This window comes from Mesorhizobium sp. WSM4312 (genome assembly GCF_002294875.1).
Taxonomy (GTDB): domain Bacteria; phylum Pseudomonadota; class Alphaproteobacteria; order Rhizobiales; family Rhizobiaceae; genus Mesorhizobium.
The window spans coordinates 232995-249196 of the sequence record NZ_NSFU01000005.1 but is presented as its reverse complement, the minus strand read 5'-3'; the positions used below and the strand labels follow the sequence as shown (position 1 = coordinate 249196).

Sequence of the window (16202 nt, the reverse complement as noted above, 5' to 3'; positions counted from 1 at the left end):
TACGAATTGCCCTTTGATGCCCGAATTGGCGCCAATGAAGGCGGGGCAAGTCACTTTAAGTGACAGTTTGTAACCTGACAGGGAAAAAGATTACTTGGGCGGCGCCTTGCCCCCGCGTTATCCGCTCACCGAGGCAAGCAACTTCTGCAGCGTGCGCATGGTCGAGCCATCAGCCAGCCCGTCGACCAGACGGGGTCGAAAATGCCGTTGGAACGCCTCGACGACAATCCGCGTCTGATGGTCGAAAACACCCGATATCTCGACGCCATAGCCATAGAGCGTCAGCATGGACTGCAACGCCTCGACATCGGTGCCGCTGTCGCCGGGCTTCAGCGCGGTTCCGCGCCTGATGGGTGCGGCCGGCACGAGATGACCGACGCCGGCCATGAACAGGGCGGCCCACGGGAACTTCTCGCCCGGATCGATCTTACGGCCCGGTGCCACGTCGGAATGCGCCAGCACCCGCATGGCGGGGATCGCATGCCGCGCGGTAATTCCCTTGCACAGGCCGATCACCGCCTCGATCTGGCGCCGGGGAAACCCGGCATAGCCCAGCGAATGGCCAGGATTGACGATCTCGATGCCCACCGAGCAGGAATTGATATCGGTGCGTCCGAACCAGGAACTCTTGCCGGCGTGCCAGGCGCGGTCGCTTTCCCGGACCATCTGCACGATGTGGCCGTTCTCATGCACGAGATAGTGCGATGAAACCTCGCTCGCCGGATCGCATAGCCAGGCTTCCGCCCCGGCACCGGTCGCCATGCCGGTGTAGTGCAGCACGATCATGTCGGGTTTCAGCGCATCACGCCTTGGCCCAAAATTCGGCGATACCCTGACCTCGGCGCTCGGCTCGTCGGGCAGGAAGCCGCTCATGCGTGCCGCAGGCCCCGCTCGATCATTTCATAGGCGGCGTTGATCGCCGCGACCCTGGTGGTGGCGATCTTGATGAATTCCTGCGGCAGGCCACGCGCGATCAGCCGGTCGGGATGGTTGTCTGAGACCAGCTTGCGGTAGCGCTTCCTGACCTCCTCGAACGGCCGGCCGCGCTCGATGCCGAGCACGACATAGGGATCGCCGGCGCCAAGATTGACGTGCCGGGCGAGGATCGACTCGTAATGCGCCTCTTCGATGCGGAAGATCTCGGCGATACGGTGCAGGAAGATGCCTTCGCGTTCATGCACCAGCCCATCGGCCTTGGCGATGTGGAACAGGCCGTCGAGTATGTCTTCCAGCATCACGCAATTGGAATGTCCCGAACCGCACAATTGCGCCATGCGCTCGGCATAGGTTTCGAAACCAGCCACGTCCCGCTGGGCGAGATCGAACAGCCGCGCGACATTGCGCGTCTCCTTGGGTGGCACTTCGAATATTTCCTGGAAGGCGCGCACCTCATCCTGGGTGACGATGCCGTCTGCCTTGGCCATCTTGGCCGAGAGCGCGATCATCGCCACGGAAAAGGCTACGCGGCGGCGCAGGTCCGCATCGCCGGAAAAAACCGTGCGCACGGCCTCCACCACATCGGCAACGCCCGACGAGGCTGAAGACGATACCCGCGTGATGAAGTCGCCGAGGCGGTCCCAAATCGACATGGCCGCTTCTTAGAGCGAACCGGTCCATGCTATCAAGCCAATAACGGGGTTGTGAACGACAGCCACCCCGACAGATCGATGGATCGGCCCGCGAAAAAGGCCGGCATCATGCCGGCCTTCCTCCCAAGACACGCTTACTGCTTACTCACCTACAAGCTACTGCGCAGGCGCAGGAGCAGGCGTTGCCGGAGCCGGCTCGGCGGGCTTGGTCGAATTGTCGGCCGGAGCCGCGGGCTTCATCGGCTGCTCAGCAGCAGGCGGATTGGTGCTCTGCGTGGTGGTGGTGTCAGTGCCCTTGCCGCTGTCGCTGCAGGCCGCGACGCCCAGCAGGGCAAGGGCGGACACGGAAGCCAGAATGAGCTTTTTCATAATATCTCTCCTTCAACACACGCTCACGTTGCGGTGAACGGTCGCAGAGGAAATGCGCGACACGGTCATGAGTTTCGTAACGTTGCGTTTCCGCGTGTAACATCAACGGGATGCGTTGCCGCCGATGCATTGGCGCATTAACAACGAAAGCTGACAACGAAAAATACCGGAGACAGCCGCCATGGCCGCGAAGTGGGATTTCTGGATCGACCGGGGCGGCACCTTCACGGATGTCATCGGCCGCGATCCGCAAGCGGGGCTGCATCCGCGCAAGCTTCTGTCGGAGAATCCCGAAGCCTATGCCGATGCGGCGATCCAGGGCATCCGCGACCTGCTCGGCGTTGACCCGGGCGCCGCGATCCCGTCCGGGCTGATCGGCGACATCAAGATGGGCACCACGGTCGCCACCAACGCGCTCCTGGAGCGCAAGGGCGACCGCGTGCTCCTGCTCATCACCAAGGGCTTTCGCGATGCGCTTAGGATCGCCTACCAGGCGCGGCCCGACATCTTTGCCAAGGAGATCATCCTTCCCGAGCAGCTCTATGAGCGCGTCATCGAGATCGACGAGCGCGTGCTCGCCGATGGCCGCGTCGAACAACTGCTCGACATCGCCGCTTGCCGGCCCGCGATCGAGCAGGCGAAGGCCGACGGCATCGATGCCGTCGCCATCGTCTTCATGCATGCCTGGAAATACCCCGATCACGAGAAGGCGGTGGCAAAGGTCTGCCGCAAGATCGGCTTCGCCCAAGTCTCGGTCAGCCATGAGGTCTCGCCGCTGATCAAGCTGGTCGGCCGCGGCGACACCACCGTGGTCGACGCCTATCTCTCGCCCATTCTGTCACGCTATGTGCAAAGGGTGGCGGGAGAACTGGGCGCGGCGAGAGATGGCGACCAGTCCCCTCGCCTGATGTTCATGATGTCGTCGGGCGGCCTCACCGCCGCCGACATGTTCCAGGGCAAGGACGCACTGCTGTCGGGTCCGGCCGGCGGCGTCGTCGGCATGGTCGAGACGGCCAAGCTCGCGGGCTTCGAAAAAGCCATCGGCTTCGACATGGGCGGCACCTCCACTGACGTTGCCCATTACGATGGCGAGTACGAGCGCGCTTTCGATACCGAAGTCGCCGGCGTGCGTGTCCGCGCGCCGATGATGCGTATCCACACCGTCGCCGCCGGCGGCGGGTCGGTCCTGCATTACGAGGCTGGCCGTTTTCGCGCCGGGCCCGATTCAGCGGGCGCCAATCCCGGACCCGCCGCCTACCGGCGCGGCGGTCCGCTCGCCGTCACCGACGCCAATGTCATGCTCGGCAAATTGCAGCCGGACTTTTTCCCTGCGATCTTCGGCCCCGGCCAGGACCAGCCGCTCGACGTCGAGAGCGTGCGCGCAAAATTCGCGGCCCTGGCCTCCCAGATCGGTGACCGCCGCTCGCCGGAAGCGGTTGCCGAGGGCTTCGTCACCATCGCCGTCGAGAACATGGCCAACGCCATCAAGAAGATTTCCGTCCAGCGCGGCTACGACGTCACCGAATATCTCTTGAACTGCTTCGGCGGCGCCGGCGGCCAGCACGCATGCCTGGTCGCCGATGCGCTCGGCATGGAAGCGGTGCTGATCCACCCCTTCTCCGGCCTGCTTTCGGCCTATGGGATCGGCCTGGCGTCGGTCTTTGCCTCGCGCCAGCAGGCATTGCTCAAACCGCTTGCCGAGGAGTCCCGAACCGAGATCGCCAGCCTCATCGCCACCTTGAAAAAGACGGTGATCGCCGAATTGGCCGTGCAAGGCATCGCCGAGGACGCGGTGGCCGCCAAGCCCGTGCTGCACATCCGCTATGACGGCACCGACACGACGCTGCCGGTGAATTTCGAAAGCGACTCGATTTTCCAGGCAAGGCGCGACTTCGAAATCGCCCACAAGGCGCAATTCGGTTTCGTCTATGACGACAAGCCGATGATCGTCGAGACGGTTGGCGTCGAGGCCAGCGAAATCGGCGAGAGCAGCGCCGAGGCCTATGCGCCCGCCGGGCCCGCACGGATTGAAGCCGGCGCTTCCGGAACGCGGCGCATCTACACCGAAGGCCGGTGGCATGAAGCCGGCATCCATCGTCGCGAGAACCTGCGCCCATCCAATCTGGTCGCCGGCCCCGCTCTTATCATCGAACCGAACCAGACCATTGTCGTCGAACCGGGCTGGCGGGCCGAAATCACCAACCTCAACCATGTCGTGATCCGCCGCACGGCAAGGAAGGCGCGCGCCGCCGCCCTTGGCACCGACGCCGATCCGGTGATGCTCGAAGTCTTCAACAACCTGTTCATGTCGATCGCGGAGCAGATGGGTGTCACGCTGCAGAACACCGCCTACTCCGTCAACATCAAGGAAAGGCTGGATTTCTCCTGCGCCGTCTTCGACCATACAGGGGCGCTGGTCGCCAACGCGCCGCACATGCCGGTGCATCTGGGCTCGATGGACCGCTCGGTCGAAACCATCATCCGGCTGAACGCCGGCGACGTCCACCCAGGCGACGTCTTTGCCTTGAACGCACCGTACAATGGCGGCACGCATCTGCCCGACATTACCGTGGTGACGCCAGTGTTCGACGACGCCCAGAAAGAGATCCTGTTCTGGGCGGCCTCGCGCGGCCACCACGCCGATATAGGCGGCACCGCCCCCGGCTCGATGACGCCGCTCGCCACCACGGTCGACGAGGAAGGCGTGCTGTTCGACAATTTCCGCATCGTCGACCGCGGCAAATTCCGCGAAAAAGAGCTGCATGCGCTGCTCACCGACCATCGTTACCCGGCCCGCAACCCGCACCAGAACATTGCCGACCTCAAGGCGCAGATCGCCGCCAATGAGAAAGGCGTCGCCGAACTGCGCAAGATGGTCGCGCATTTCGGCCTCGATGTCGTCGAGGCCTATATGGGCCACGTCCAGGACAATGCGGCCGAGAGCGTGCGGCGGGTGATCGAGCGGCTGCCCGATACATCGGCCTATGAATATCCCACCGACACCGGCCAGGTGATCAAGGTGAAGATATCGGTCGACCGGCAAAAGCGCGAAGCGACGGTCGACTTCACCGGCACATCGCCCGTCATGAAGAACAATTTCAACGCGCCGGAGCCGGTGGCCCGCGCCGCGGTCCTCTATGCCTTCCGTGTCATGGTCGAGGATATGATCCCGATGAATGCCGGATGTCTGCGGCCCATCAACATCGTCATTCCCGACGGCTGCATGCTGAAGCCCGCCTACCCCGCCGCCGTCGTCGCCGGCAATGTCGAGACCTCGCAGCACGTCACCAACGCGCTGTTCGGCGCCATGGGCACCATGGCCAATGCGCAGGGGACGATGAACAACCTTACCTTCGGCAACAAGAAGTACCAGTACTACGAGACGATCTGCTCCGGCTCGCCGGCCGGCCATATGAACTCCGGCCGCGGCTTTGCCGGCACTTCCGGGGTGCACACCCACATGACCAATTCGCGCCTCACCGATCCTGAAGTGCTGGAACTGCGCTTTCCCGTGGTGCTGGAGGATTTCCACATCCGTAAGGGATCGGGCGGCAAGGGCAAATGGAGCGCCGGTGACGGCACCAAACGCAGCATCCGCTTTCTCGAGAAGATGGAATGCGCGATCCTGTCCTCGCACCGCAACCGCCCGCCTCAGGGGCTGGACGGCGGCGGCGACGGCGAGGTCGGCTCGACCAAGATCCGCCGTAAGGACGGCACGATCGACATGCTGAAGGCCTGCGACCAGACCGTGCTCGAGGACGGCGATGCCGTTATTTTGATCACGCCGACGCCGGGCGGGTTTGGACCCGCCTGAGGGAGCTTCGAGAATTCGCTGCGGCGAGTCAGGTGACGTGGCTTTCGAGAACCGGAGCGGAGCGGACGTCGGAGTCCGCGAGCACCCGAAGCGCGGAAGGCCGCGTCAGATGGCCGCCGCAGTAGAATTATCGATGCCTCCGGCTGTCACCGGCCTGTCATGACCCTGGGTTACCCGCTTGCGGCAAAGCAAATGGGGAATCACTTTGTCATGACGGACGTATCCTCGGATCTGGTTTTTCGCCGCGGCAAGGAAGTTGGAAAAGCCGTCTACCAGAACCGCGCGCTTTCGAAAGCCGGCATCTCCGAGCGGCTGTTCGCCTTCCTGTTTTCCGGCCTCGTCTATCCGCAGATCTGGGAAGACCCCGATGTCGACATGGAGGCCATGCAGCTTGGCCAGGGCCACCGCATCGTCACAATCGCTTCCGGCGGCTGCAACATCCTGGCCTACCTCACCCGATCGCCGGCACGGATCGACGCCGTCGACCTCAATGCCGCCCACATCGCGCTGAACCGCATGAAGCTGGAGGCGGTGCGCCGCCTGCCCTCGCAGGGCGACCTGTTCCGCTTCTTCGGCGCCGCCGACACCAGCCACAATTCGCAAGCCTATGACCGTTTCATCGCGCCGCATCTCGATCCCGTCAGCCGCCACTATTGGGAACGCCGCAACTGGCGTGGTCGCCGTCGCATCGGTGTTTTCGACCGCAATTTCTACCAGACCGGCCTGCTCGGCCTGTTCATCGCCATGGGCCATCGCACGGCAAAGTTCTTCGGCGTCAACCCGGCCCGCATGATGGAAGCCAGGAACCTCGGCGAGCAGCGCCGCTTCTTCAACGAGGAACTGGCGCCCGTCTTCGACAGAAAGCTTTTGAAATGGGCGACCTCGCGCAAGGCTTCGCTATTCGGCCTCGGCATTCCGCCGGCGCAATATGATTCCCTGATCACATCAGGCGACGGCACCATGGCCAGCGTGCTCAAGGCTCGGCTGGAGAAGCTCGCCTGCGATTTTCCCCTGGAAAACAACTACTTCGCCTGGCAGGCCTTTGCCCGCCGCTATCCCGAGCCCGGCGAGGCCGCCCTGCCGGCCTATCTGGAAAAGCAGAATTACGAGACCATCCGCGGCAATGTCGACCGCGTCGCCATCCACCATGCCAATCTGATCGAGTTCCTGGCCGGCAAGGATGCGGGTGCCGTCGATCGCTTCATCCTGCTCGATGCGCAGGACTGGATGACCGATGACCAGCTCAACGCGCTGTGGTCGGAAATCAGCCGCACCGCCTCCGCTGGCGCCCGCGTCATCTTCCGCACCGCAGCCGAGCCCAGCCTGCTGCCGGGCCGCGTCTCAACCTCGCTGCTGGACCAGTGGGACTATCAGGACGAGGCCTCGCGCGAATTCTCGGCCCGCGACCGCTCCGCCATCTATGGCGGCTTCCACCTCTATGTGAAGCGCGCCGCATGAGCACGACCGAGCTGCCGGCCAGCCCCGAATTCAAGGCCAATCATGCCGAACTGATGGATGGCGTGTACCGCTGGCAGCGCCACATCTACGACCTGACCCGCAAATACTACCTGCTCGGCCGCGACCGGCTGATCGATGGGCTTGAGGTGCCGCAAGGCGGCACCGTGCTGGAACTCGGCTGCGGCACCGGCCGCAACATCATCCTCGCCGCCCGCCGCTATCCCGATGCCCGCTTCTTCGGCCTGGATATCTCGGCCGAGATGCTGGAGACGGCCGGCAAGGCGATCGACCGCGAAGGCCTGTCCGGCCGCGTCACGCTGGCACGAGGCGACGCCACCGATTTCGACACCGCCGCACTTTACGGCATCGAGCGCTTCGACCGTGTCTTCGTCTCCTATTCGCTGTCGATGATTCCTGGTTGGGAGAAGACGGTGTCGGCGGCTCTTGCGGCACTATCCCCCGGCGGCTCCCTGCATGTCGTCGATTTCGGCCAGCAGGAAGGCTTGCCGGCTTGGTTCCGGACCTTGCTGCGCGGCTGGTTGAAAAAATTCCACGTCACGCCGCGTGAATCCCTGCGCGAAGTCCTGGATTCGGAATCTCGGCAAGCCGGCGCAACCTTCCGTTTCCGCACGCTTTATCGCGGTTATGCCTGGCTGGGCGTGATTGGACCGCACAACCTCACCTCCCCCTCGATGGAGGAGGTCGCGCCGAAGGCGCGGGTGGGGGTGGAGCGCTAGGCAGCCCACCCCGGCGCTGCGCGCCGACCTCCCCATCAAGGGTAAAAGGTCCTAATGCAGGGCCTTCACCAGCGCGCCCACCATCGTCTGCGGACGATAGCCGAGCTTGGCCGGCGTCAGCCCCAGCCGCACGATCACCAGATGCTCCGAGGGAATGATGGCGACGGTCTGGCCGTCGTGCCCTTCCATCCAGTAGGTGTCCTTGGGCATGCCGGCCGCGACGCCGGCGCCGGGATTTTCCTCATCGCCCGGCGCCTCGATCCACAACTGGCCCTTGCCGTAGACTTTCGAGGCAGGCGCCGGCTCGCGCATCCAGTCGACGAAGCCGGCCGGCAGCACCTGGTTGCCGTTCCACACCCCACCCTGCAGCAGGAACTGGCCGAAGCGGGCCCAGTCATGCGCCGTGGCGTAGAGATAGGACGAGCCGACGAACGTGCCCTGCTCGTCGGTTTCGAGCACCGCGCTGTGCATGCCGAGCGGCCCGAACAATGCGCTGCGCGGCCATGTCAGCGCCTTGGCCTTGTCGCCGATCGCGTCCTGCCAGAGCCGCGACAGCATCACCGCCGTGCCGCTCGAATAGGTGAACACCTTGCCGACCTCGCCCGCCAGCGGCTTTGATTCGGCAAAGCCCGCCATGTCGGGCTCGAGATAGAGCATGCGCGTGACATCGGCGACGTCGCCATAGTCCTCGTTGAATTCCAGCCCGCTCGACATCGCCATCATGTCGGCAAGGCTGATAGCGGCGCGGCCGTCCGCCTTCCACGGCGCGAACAGGCCCTTGTTGTCGACGGCCATTTTGCCGTCCTTGACCAGCGTGCCGACGATCGCGGCGTTCACTGTCTTGGTCATCGACCAGCCGAGCAGCGGCGTCTTGGCCGAAAAGCCGTCGCCATAGCGCTCAGCGACGACGCGGCCGTTCTTGACCACGACCACCGCGCGCATGCCTGCCCCGGTCAGCGCCGCATCGTCGAGCAGCTTGGCAATCACCGGATCCTGCGATGCCTCGACCCGCTCGCCTTCGGGCCACAGCGTATCCAGGCTGGTTGCCGAAGGCTCGACATGGACCGTCGTGCGCCGCGCCTTGCCGACATCGCCGTCAGGGATCGAGGCGCAGCCCAGCCCATCGCGGGAAACCGCCTCGCTCTTGCCGAGGAAGCCCAGCAGGCCCGCCGAAACCGTTCCCCGGTTCTTGTCGACCGAGACCCGCATCAGCCGCAACAGCGGGTGGCCGGGCGCCTGCACGTCGACGGCAAGCACTTCGTTGGCATTGCGCCCGGCAATGAAGACGTTGGAGCAGACGATCTTGGCCGAATAGCCGGAACCGACACGGATCAGTTCGGGCGGCGCGATGTAGAGCCAGCCAAACAGCCCGGCGACCGCCAGAACGATCAGTCCAAGCAGCCATTTGACGATCTTGACGACGAACCGCATCTGCTTCCTCCCGGGCTTTCGCCCGACCCTTATGTCATCGAATTGCCGCCATTGCTCCCGCAAAATCAGGGCTCCTGTCGAGCGCCGTCAACGGATTATCAACCATGATCGGCGATCACAGGATGCATGTCGCCCAAAAGCGCGCTGCGGTTTTGGGACATGCACAAAAGGGATAGACTGGGCGATGCTGTGGGGCGATCGCCCGGAGGGGGCTCGACCAATCGTCGGCTATCGGTTCACAGACCCATCAGCGACCGGCTGTTTCCGGCTTGGAAGTTGTGATGCGCCGTCTTGCGGCCCTTTTCATGCTGACGCTGCTTGGCGCCTGCTCGACCGTGGACGATCTGTCGCCGCTGTCGCCATCCGGGTCCAGCAGCCCGACGGTCGCCGTGCGTGCTCCCCGCTTCGAGGATTCCAAGCCGCATGAATGGGACAGCGGCGCGCCGTGGAACTATGCCGTTCACGGCACCGACGTTTCCAAGTACCAGACCTCGGTCGACTGGCCGACAGCCAAGGCGAGCGGCATTTCCTTCGCCTTCATCAAGGCGACCGAGGGCGGCGACCGCTTCGACGAGTATTTCAACGAGCACTGGGCGCGCACGAAAGCCGCCGGCGTTCCGCGCGCGCCCTATCATTTCTTCTATTTCTGCACCCCGGCCGCCCAGCAGGCGCGCTGGTTCATCCAGAACGTTCCCGTCGACCGCTCCGCCATGCCGCCGGTTCTCGACATGGAATGGAACCCGAAATCGCCGACCTGCAGGCTGCGTCCCGACGCCGCCACGGTGCGTGCGGAGATGACCACATTCCTCCAGATCGTCGAACGGCACTACGGCAAGAAGCCGATCATCTATACCTCCGTCGACTTCTTCGACGACAACCAGTTGTCGACCTTCCGCGGCTACCCCTACTGGCTGCGCTCGGTCGCCGGCCACCCGCGCGAAAAATACGGCAGCCACCCCTTCACCTTCTGGCAGTACACCGGAACCGGCATCGTCCCCGGCATGACCGGCAAATCAGACATCAACGTCTTCAACGGCTCGGAAGCCGCCTGGAACAAGTGGCTGCGGCAGAACACCCGTTGACACCGGTTCAACGGCAGCGAAGCCCATGGAACGAGGGGCTGCCGCAGAAGACCCGTTGACACCGGGCCTGCCGCCTGCTTTTCGACACAGCCAGCGGTAGGGTGCAACCGCCGGTAATTCAGGGCGTTGGGCGTTCAGCCAGCACGACAATGCCCTCTTCGTTCGAAAGGAAGCTGATGCGACTGCGTTCCCAAGCCCTCGCGGCGCTATTCCTGTGCGCCACGGCCTTGCCGGCGATGGCGCAGGAATGCGGCGGCGACTTCGAAACCTGGAAACAGGGCGTGGCGGCGGAAGCCAAGGCGGCCGGTGTCGGCGCCGTCGGTCTCGATGCGCTGGAAGATGCCACCTTTGACGAGCGGGCGCTGGCGCGCGACCGCGCCCAGGGCGTCTTCACCCAGACCTTCATCGAGTTCTCCAACCGCATGATTTCGGCCTACCGGCTGAAGCAAGGCGCGGCGAACATGAAGAAATACGCCGATGTCTTCGCCCGCGCCGACCAGCAGTTTGGCGTACAGGCGCCTGTCATCACCGCCTTCTGGGCGCTGGAGACGGATTTCGGCGCCGTGCAGGGCGATTTCCATACGCTGAGCGCCCTGGTGACGCTTTCGCATGATTGCCGGCGCCCGCAGCTGTTCCGCCAGCAGCTGGTGCCGCTTCTGCAGCTCATAGATCGCGGCGTGCTGCCGGCCGACGTCAAGGGCGCATGGGCCGGCGAGATCGGCCAGACGCAGATACTGCCTTCGGACTATCTGGCCCGGGGCGTCGACGGCGACGGCGACGGCAAGATCGACCTGCGCAACAGCGTGCCCGATGTGATCATGACCACGGCCAACAAGGTGCTGTCGCGCGGCTGGAAGCGCGACGAGCCCTGGATCCAGGAAGTGCGGGTGCCCGACGAGATGCCCTGGGATCAGACCGGGCGCACCAACAAATTGCCGCTGACACAGTGGGCGCAGTGGGGCATCACCAATCCCGACGGCTCGCCGCTTGTCGACAAGGGCCTCAAGGCAGGCCTGGCGCTGCCCATGGGCCGCAAGGGCCCGGCCTTCCTCACCTATGACAATTTCGACGTCTATCTCGAATGGAACCAGTCCTTCACCTATGCGCTGACCGCGGCCAATCTCGCCGCACGGCTCGCCGGCGCGCCGCCGCTTGATCCGCGCAACCCGGAACAAGGCCTCAACAACGAGCAGATGAAGGCGCTGCAGACCAAGCTCGAGGCCCGGGGCTACGACGTCGGCACGGTCGACGGCATTCTGGGCACCAACACCCGCGAAGCGATCCGCAAGGAGCAGATGCGGCTTGGCCTGCCGGTGGACGGCTGGCCGACATCGGAGCTTTTGGCGAAGCTGTGAGGGGCCGCCAATCTTGAGGCCCTCGCTACCGGCTAGCGCCTGCTCTCCTCGCCCGCACGAAATCGATGAACGCCCGCAAGGCGGGCGGCACGTGCCGCGAACTTGGGTGGTATAGATAGAAGCCGGGAAAGCTGGGCGACCAGGCTTCCAGAAAGCGGACCAGCCTGCCTTGCTCGATCCAGGGCCGAACCTGGTATTCGAACATGTAGGCAATGCCCACGCCATCCAGAACGGCATTGAGCATCAGCTCGGTATCGTTGACGGTCAGGCTGCCTTCGACCGCGATTTCCAGAACCCGTTTGCCGCGCGCGAACTCCCATCGATAGAGGTTGCCGCCGCCCGGCCACTGGAATTTGATGCATTGATGCTGGTGCAGTTCCTGCGGATGACGCGGTACGGTCCGGTTCTCGAGATAGGCGGGGGCGGCCACCGCGGCCATCTGCAAATCCTCGCTCAGTTTCACCGCCACCATGTCCTTCTCCAGCCGCTCGCCGAGCCGGATTCCTGCATCGAACCGGCCTTCGACAATGTCTGCCAGCGTGTCATCGACGATGACGGTCAGCGCGATATCGGGATAGCTGCGCTGAAAGTCCCCAAGGATCGGCGCGATGAATCGCATCGCGGCGACACGCGGCACATTGATGCGTAGCGAACCCGCCGGCCGATCGCGCGCCGCATGAACATCGGCAATGGCGCTTTCCAGTTCATCAAAGGCGACGGCAAGGCGCGAAAAAAGCGCGTCGCCTGCGGCGGTCGCGGAGACACTGCGGGTCGTGCGGTTGAGGAGCCTGACGCCGATGCGCGTCTCCAACTGCCGGATAGACTGGCTGAGCGCCGGTGGCGACACGCGCAGCCTTGCGGCGGCACGGACGAAACTGCCCTCTTCGACGATGGCGGAAAATGCCTTGAGCTCGGTGAATTCGGATCCGCGCATTATGTACCCTTGGATTAACAAGCCAATCAGATAATAGGTCATTATCTGATCAATTGCATGCCGCTATCTCTCAGCCATCGGCCACATTGCAGGCAAAGCCGCGGGCCGGAATGGTTGAAGGAAATTGATCATGTCCCAGTCTCTGCACGGCAAAACCGCAATCGTCACCGGCAGTTCGCGTGGCATTGGCCGGGCCATCGCCGAAGGCCTCGCCGCCCAGGGCGCTGCCGTGGTCGTCAACTATGTCGGCAACCGGAAAGCCGCCGATGAGGTCGTCGCCGGCATCGCCAGCAAGGGAGGAAAGGCGATTGCCCTCCAGGCCGACATATCAAGCGTTTCCGATGTCCGCCGTCTGTTTGACGAGACCGAGAGCAGGCTGGGCGCAATCGACATCGTCGTCGCCAATGTCGGCGTCGCCGTCATCAAGCCGCTGACCGAGGTGACGGAAGCCGATTTCGACCAGGTCTTCGGCACCAATGCCAAGGGCACCTTCTTCACGCTTCAGGAAGCAGCGCGCCGGGTGCGCGATGGCGGCCGGATCATCGCCGTCTCCACCGGCGGCACGAAGATGTTCTTCACGCAGACGGCGCTCTATCTCGGCAGCAAGGGCGCCGTCGAACAGTTCGTCCGCGTGCTCTCGCGTGAGCTCGGGCCGCGCGGCATCACGGTGAATGCGCTGTCGCCGGGCTTCACCGACACGGACCTGCTTCCAGAGCGCGATCGCGCCGTGGCCGCCGGAATGTCGCCCTTCGGCAGGATAGGCGCGCCGCGCGACGTTGCCGATGTCGCGGTCTTCCTGGCCAGCGACGACGCCCGCTGGCTGACCGGCGAGAACATCCAGGCCGGCGGTGGCGTGGCGTAGGGATAGGAATTAGGCATTAGGCATTAGGCAGTAGGCAGTAGGCAAATACCAAAGGTGACATTGAAAGCGGGCAGTATAATAAACGATCCCTATTCCCTACTGCCTACCCCTTAATCCGCCATCGTCTCCAGGCTGGCGAAGCCCTGCGGCGCGTCACCCTCGTCGAACGGTGTCGTCACCTCGACGAATGTGTCGGGGTAAAAGCCGTTGAAGCGGGTCCTCAGCGACAGCGAATAGGCACCGATATGGCCGATTTCGATCCAGTCGCCGGTATCGACGGTTTCCGGCAGCCAGAATGGCCTGGACAGGATGTCGACGGAATCGCAGGTCGCGCCGCAGACCTTGAACGGGACGATGTTCTTTTCAGCGCCATTGCGGGTCCTGATCGCCGGATCGGGGATGAAGCGAGCCGGCAGCGTGATCTTGCCGGTCCATGAATCCGACAGCGATGCCCAGATGCCGTCATTGATGTAGAGCCGCTTGCCCTTGCGCAGCAGCACGCGCACGATCAGCGACAGGCAGCGCGCCACGATCACCCTGCCCGGCTCGGCCACCAGCGGCATCTGGTCGAACTGATATTCCTTCAGGTCACCGGAGAGCCGCGACATGATCTGGCCGAGCGAGGGCATCTCGATCTGCTTGCGGTTGGGATCGTGGCCATATTCGGCTGGAAAGCCGCCGCCGACATCGAGCCCGGCAATGTCGAAGGTCAGCCGGTTGCGCACCCAGTCGGCCGAGGCCAGCGCCCGCTCATAGGTGTCGGGATCCTCGATCTGGCTGCCGACATGGAAACACAGACCGACCTTGTAGCCGGTGCGGTTCAGCCGCTCTGCCAGCTCCACGGCATAGGCCGGCCCGGCGCCGAACTTCTTCGACAATTCGTAGGCCGCCGACCCTTTCGTCTGGATGCGCACGAACACGCTGATCGAGCCAGGGTCGATGTCGAGCGCCCGCACCACCCGCGTCAGCTTGGTGATCTCGTCCTCATGGTCGAGCGAAATGACGCGGATGGCGTATTTCTCCAGCGCCAGCTTGATGTCGGACTGCGCCTTGACCGGGTGCATGTAGAGCATCTCGGCATCGGCAGAGACGGCGCGCACGGCAGCGAATTCGCCTGGCGAAGCGACGTCGAAGGCGGTGACGCCGGCCTCGACCAAGGTCTTCAGCACGATCTGCTCGCCATTGGTCTTGACCGCATAGGCGGTCTTGCCCGGGAACATGCCCATGAACTGCCTGGCATCAGCCTTCAGCACCTGCGGGCGGAAGCAATAGACCGGATCGTCGGGACGAAGTGCCAGTGCCGCCTCGCGGGCATTCTCGAATCGCTGCATTGACGAATCCTCGATCTCGGCTGCGCACAATTAATCCAAGCTAGCGGCTAGCGCATGACCCCGAAAGTCGATTTCGACTTTCGGAAAGGATCATGCGCCAAATATGAGTCTTGCAGCATCCGAGGACGCGCGGCGCTGCAATGAAAACAATTCTGTGTCTCGTGCACCTGACGCCGCGGCGGTAGTGTTGGCAGCGTCGTCTGCCAGCGATCAGGTTTCGGGTGGCGCTTGCCGGCAGACCCGATATGCCTGTGCCTGGCCGGCTGACATTCGAGCCGGCATGTCGGGGGAGGACGATCTACATGGCAATTGCCGCCACATCCGCACCACGCGGACCGATGACCCTCGCCGACTGGGGGCAGTTGCTGCTGCTTGGCGCCATCTGGGGCGGTTCGTTCTTCTTCGCCCGCATCGCGGTGGCGGAGCTTCACCCGCTGGTGCTGGTGCTGTTTCGCGTCGCCATAGCGGCAATCGCGCTGCAGATCTATCTCGGCCTGCGCGGCCCATCCTTCCGCCTTGCCTTTCCACATGCCGGCCTGTTCTTCCTGCTGGCCTTCACCAACAACGTCGTCCCCTTCTCGCTGATCTTCGCCGGCCAGACCGAGCTTGGCGCCGGCGTCGCCTCGGTGCTCAACGCGACGACGCCGTTCTGGACGCTGATCCTCGCCAACGCGCTGACATCGGACGAAAAGCTCTCCTGGAACAAGCTCGCCGGCATTGGGCTTGGCGTCGCCGGCACCGCCGTCATGATCGGTCCCGGCCTGCTCGCCGGGCTTGGCGGCCCTGTCTGGGCGAAGTTCGCGCTGATCGGCGCGTCGCTGTCCTATGCCGTCGCGCTGATGGTCGCCCGGCGATTCAAGGGCGTGCCCTCGCCGGTCATCGCCACCGGGCAGCTGACCGCTTCGACCATCATCATGATACCGGTCGTCCTGCTGGCGCACGGCCCGGCCGGCCTTTTCTCGGCCTCGCCGCCAGTCTGGGCGGCGGTGCTGGCACTGGCGCTGCTCTCCACCGCCTTCGCCTACATCCTCTATTTCAACCTCGTCGCCTCGGCCGGCGCCACCAACGCCTCGCTGGTCACGTTGATCGTGCCGGCCAGCGCCATGCTGCTCGGTTTTCTTTTCCTGGGCGAGCGGCTGGAACTGTTCGAGATCGGCGGCGTGGTGCTGATCGGCCTCGGTCTTCTCACAATCGACGGACGTGTTCTTGGAAGGCGTTAAGCGCGAAAATCAAAGCCGAC

At 64.0% G+C, this 16202-nt stretch carries 13 protein-coding genes; 7 read left to right on the top strand and 6 right to left on the bottom strand.

What is annotated here, in order from left to right; translation table 11 throughout:
- Positions 1-117: 117 nt before the first annotated feature.
- From CK228_RS10060 to CK228_RS10050, 3 genes are all read right to left on the bottom strand, one after another.
- Positions 118-873: an N-acetylmuramoyl-L-alanine amidase gene (locus CK228_RS10060; protein ID WP_095773932.1), complete on the bottom strand. Its 756-nt coding sequence runs from the start codon at positions 871-873 to the stop codon at positions 118-120.
- Positions 870-1589 (bottom strand): DnaJ family molecular chaperone, encoded by a 720-nt coding sequence (locus CK228_RS10055; protein ID WP_095773931.1) that lies wholly within the window; start codon positions 1587-1589, stop codon positions 870-872. The genes CK228_RS10060 and CK228_RS10055 overlap by 4 nt, the downstream gene beginning before the upstream one ends.
- A gap of 156 nt (positions 1590-1745) precedes the next feature.
- Positions 1746-1958 (bottom strand): hypothetical protein, encoded by a 213-nt coding sequence (locus CK228_RS10050; protein WP_019859105.1) that lies wholly within the window; start codon positions 1956-1958, stop codon positions 1746-1748.
- Between the two features lie 181 nt (positions 1959-2139).
- Between CK228_RS10050 and CK228_RS10045 the strand changes: the two genes are divergently transcribed.
- From CK228_RS10045 to CK228_RS10035, 3 genes are all read left to right on the top strand, one after another.
- On the top strand, positions 2140-5772 hold the full coding sequence (locus tag CK228_RS10045; RefSeq protein ID WP_095787733.1) for a hydantoinase B/oxoprolinase family protein: 3633 nt from the start codon (positions 2140-2142) through the stop codon (positions 5770-5772).
- A gap of 159 nt (positions 5773-5931) precedes the next feature.
- The gene (locus CK228_RS10040; RefSeq protein WP_095787732.1) at positions 5932-7230 is read left to right on the top strand and encodes a DUF3419 family protein; all 1299 of its coding nucleotides are present in this window, start codon (positions 5932-5934) and stop codon (positions 7228-7230) included.
- The gene (locus CK228_RS10035) at positions 7227-7967 is read left to right on the top strand and encodes a class I SAM-dependent methyltransferase (protein ID WP_095787731.1); all 741 of its coding nucleotides are present in this window, start codon (positions 7227-7229) and stop codon (positions 7965-7967) included. The genes CK228_RS10040 and CK228_RS10035 overlap by 4 nt, the downstream gene beginning before the upstream one ends.
- Before the next feature lie 51 nt (positions 7968-8018).
- Here CK228_RS10035 and CK228_RS10030 read toward each other — a convergent pair whose 3' ends face one another.
- Positions 8019-9398, bottom strand: coding sequence for a serine hydrolase (locus tag CK228_RS10030; RefSeq protein ID WP_095787730.1), 1380 nt, complete (start codon positions 9396-9398; stop codon positions 8019-8021).
- A gap of 281 nt (positions 9399-9679) precedes the next feature.
- On the opposite strand from CK228_RS10030, the gene CK228_RS10025 reads away from it, so the two are divergent.
- On the top strand, positions 9680-10480 hold the full coding sequence (locus CK228_RS10025; protein ID WP_095773927.1) for a GH25 family lysozyme: 801 nt from the start codon (positions 9680-9682) through the stop codon (positions 10478-10480).
- 176 nt (positions 10481-10656) lie between these two features.
- Complete coding sequence (locus CK228_RS10020) at positions 10657-11835, top strand: lytic murein transglycosylase (RefSeq protein ID WP_095787834.1); 1179 nt, start codon at positions 10657-10659, stop codon at positions 11833-11835.
- Between the two features lie 25 nt (positions 11836-11860).
- Here CK228_RS10020 and CK228_RS10015 read toward each other — a convergent pair whose 3' ends face one another.
- Positions 11861-12769, bottom strand: coding sequence for a LysR family transcriptional regulator (locus CK228_RS10015; RefSeq protein ID WP_095773926.1), 909 nt, complete (start codon positions 12767-12769; stop codon positions 11861-11863).
- Between the two features lie 130 nt (positions 12770-12899).
- Between CK228_RS10015 and CK228_RS10010 the strand changes: the two genes are divergently transcribed.
- Positions 12900-13631: an SDR family oxidoreductase gene (locus CK228_RS10010; RefSeq protein ID WP_095787729.1), complete on the top strand. Its 732-nt coding sequence runs from the start codon at positions 12900-12902 to the stop codon at positions 13629-13631.
- Positions 13632-13741: 110 nt separating this feature from the next.
- Here the strand turns inward: CK228_RS10010 and CK228_RS10005 are convergent, their stop codons facing one another.
- Positions 13742-14962, bottom strand: coding sequence for an alanine racemase (locus CK228_RS10005; RefSeq protein WP_095787728.1), 1221 nt, complete (start codon positions 14960-14962; stop codon positions 13742-13744).
- 302 nt (positions 14963-15264) lie between these two features.
- On the opposite strand from CK228_RS10005, the gene CK228_RS10000 reads away from it, so the two are divergent.
- Positions 15265-16182 (top strand): DMT family transporter, encoded by a 918-nt coding sequence (locus CK228_RS10000; RefSeq protein ID WP_095773924.1) that lies wholly within the window; start codon positions 15265-15267, stop codon positions 16180-16182.
- Positions 16183-16202: the final 20 nt, after the last annotated feature.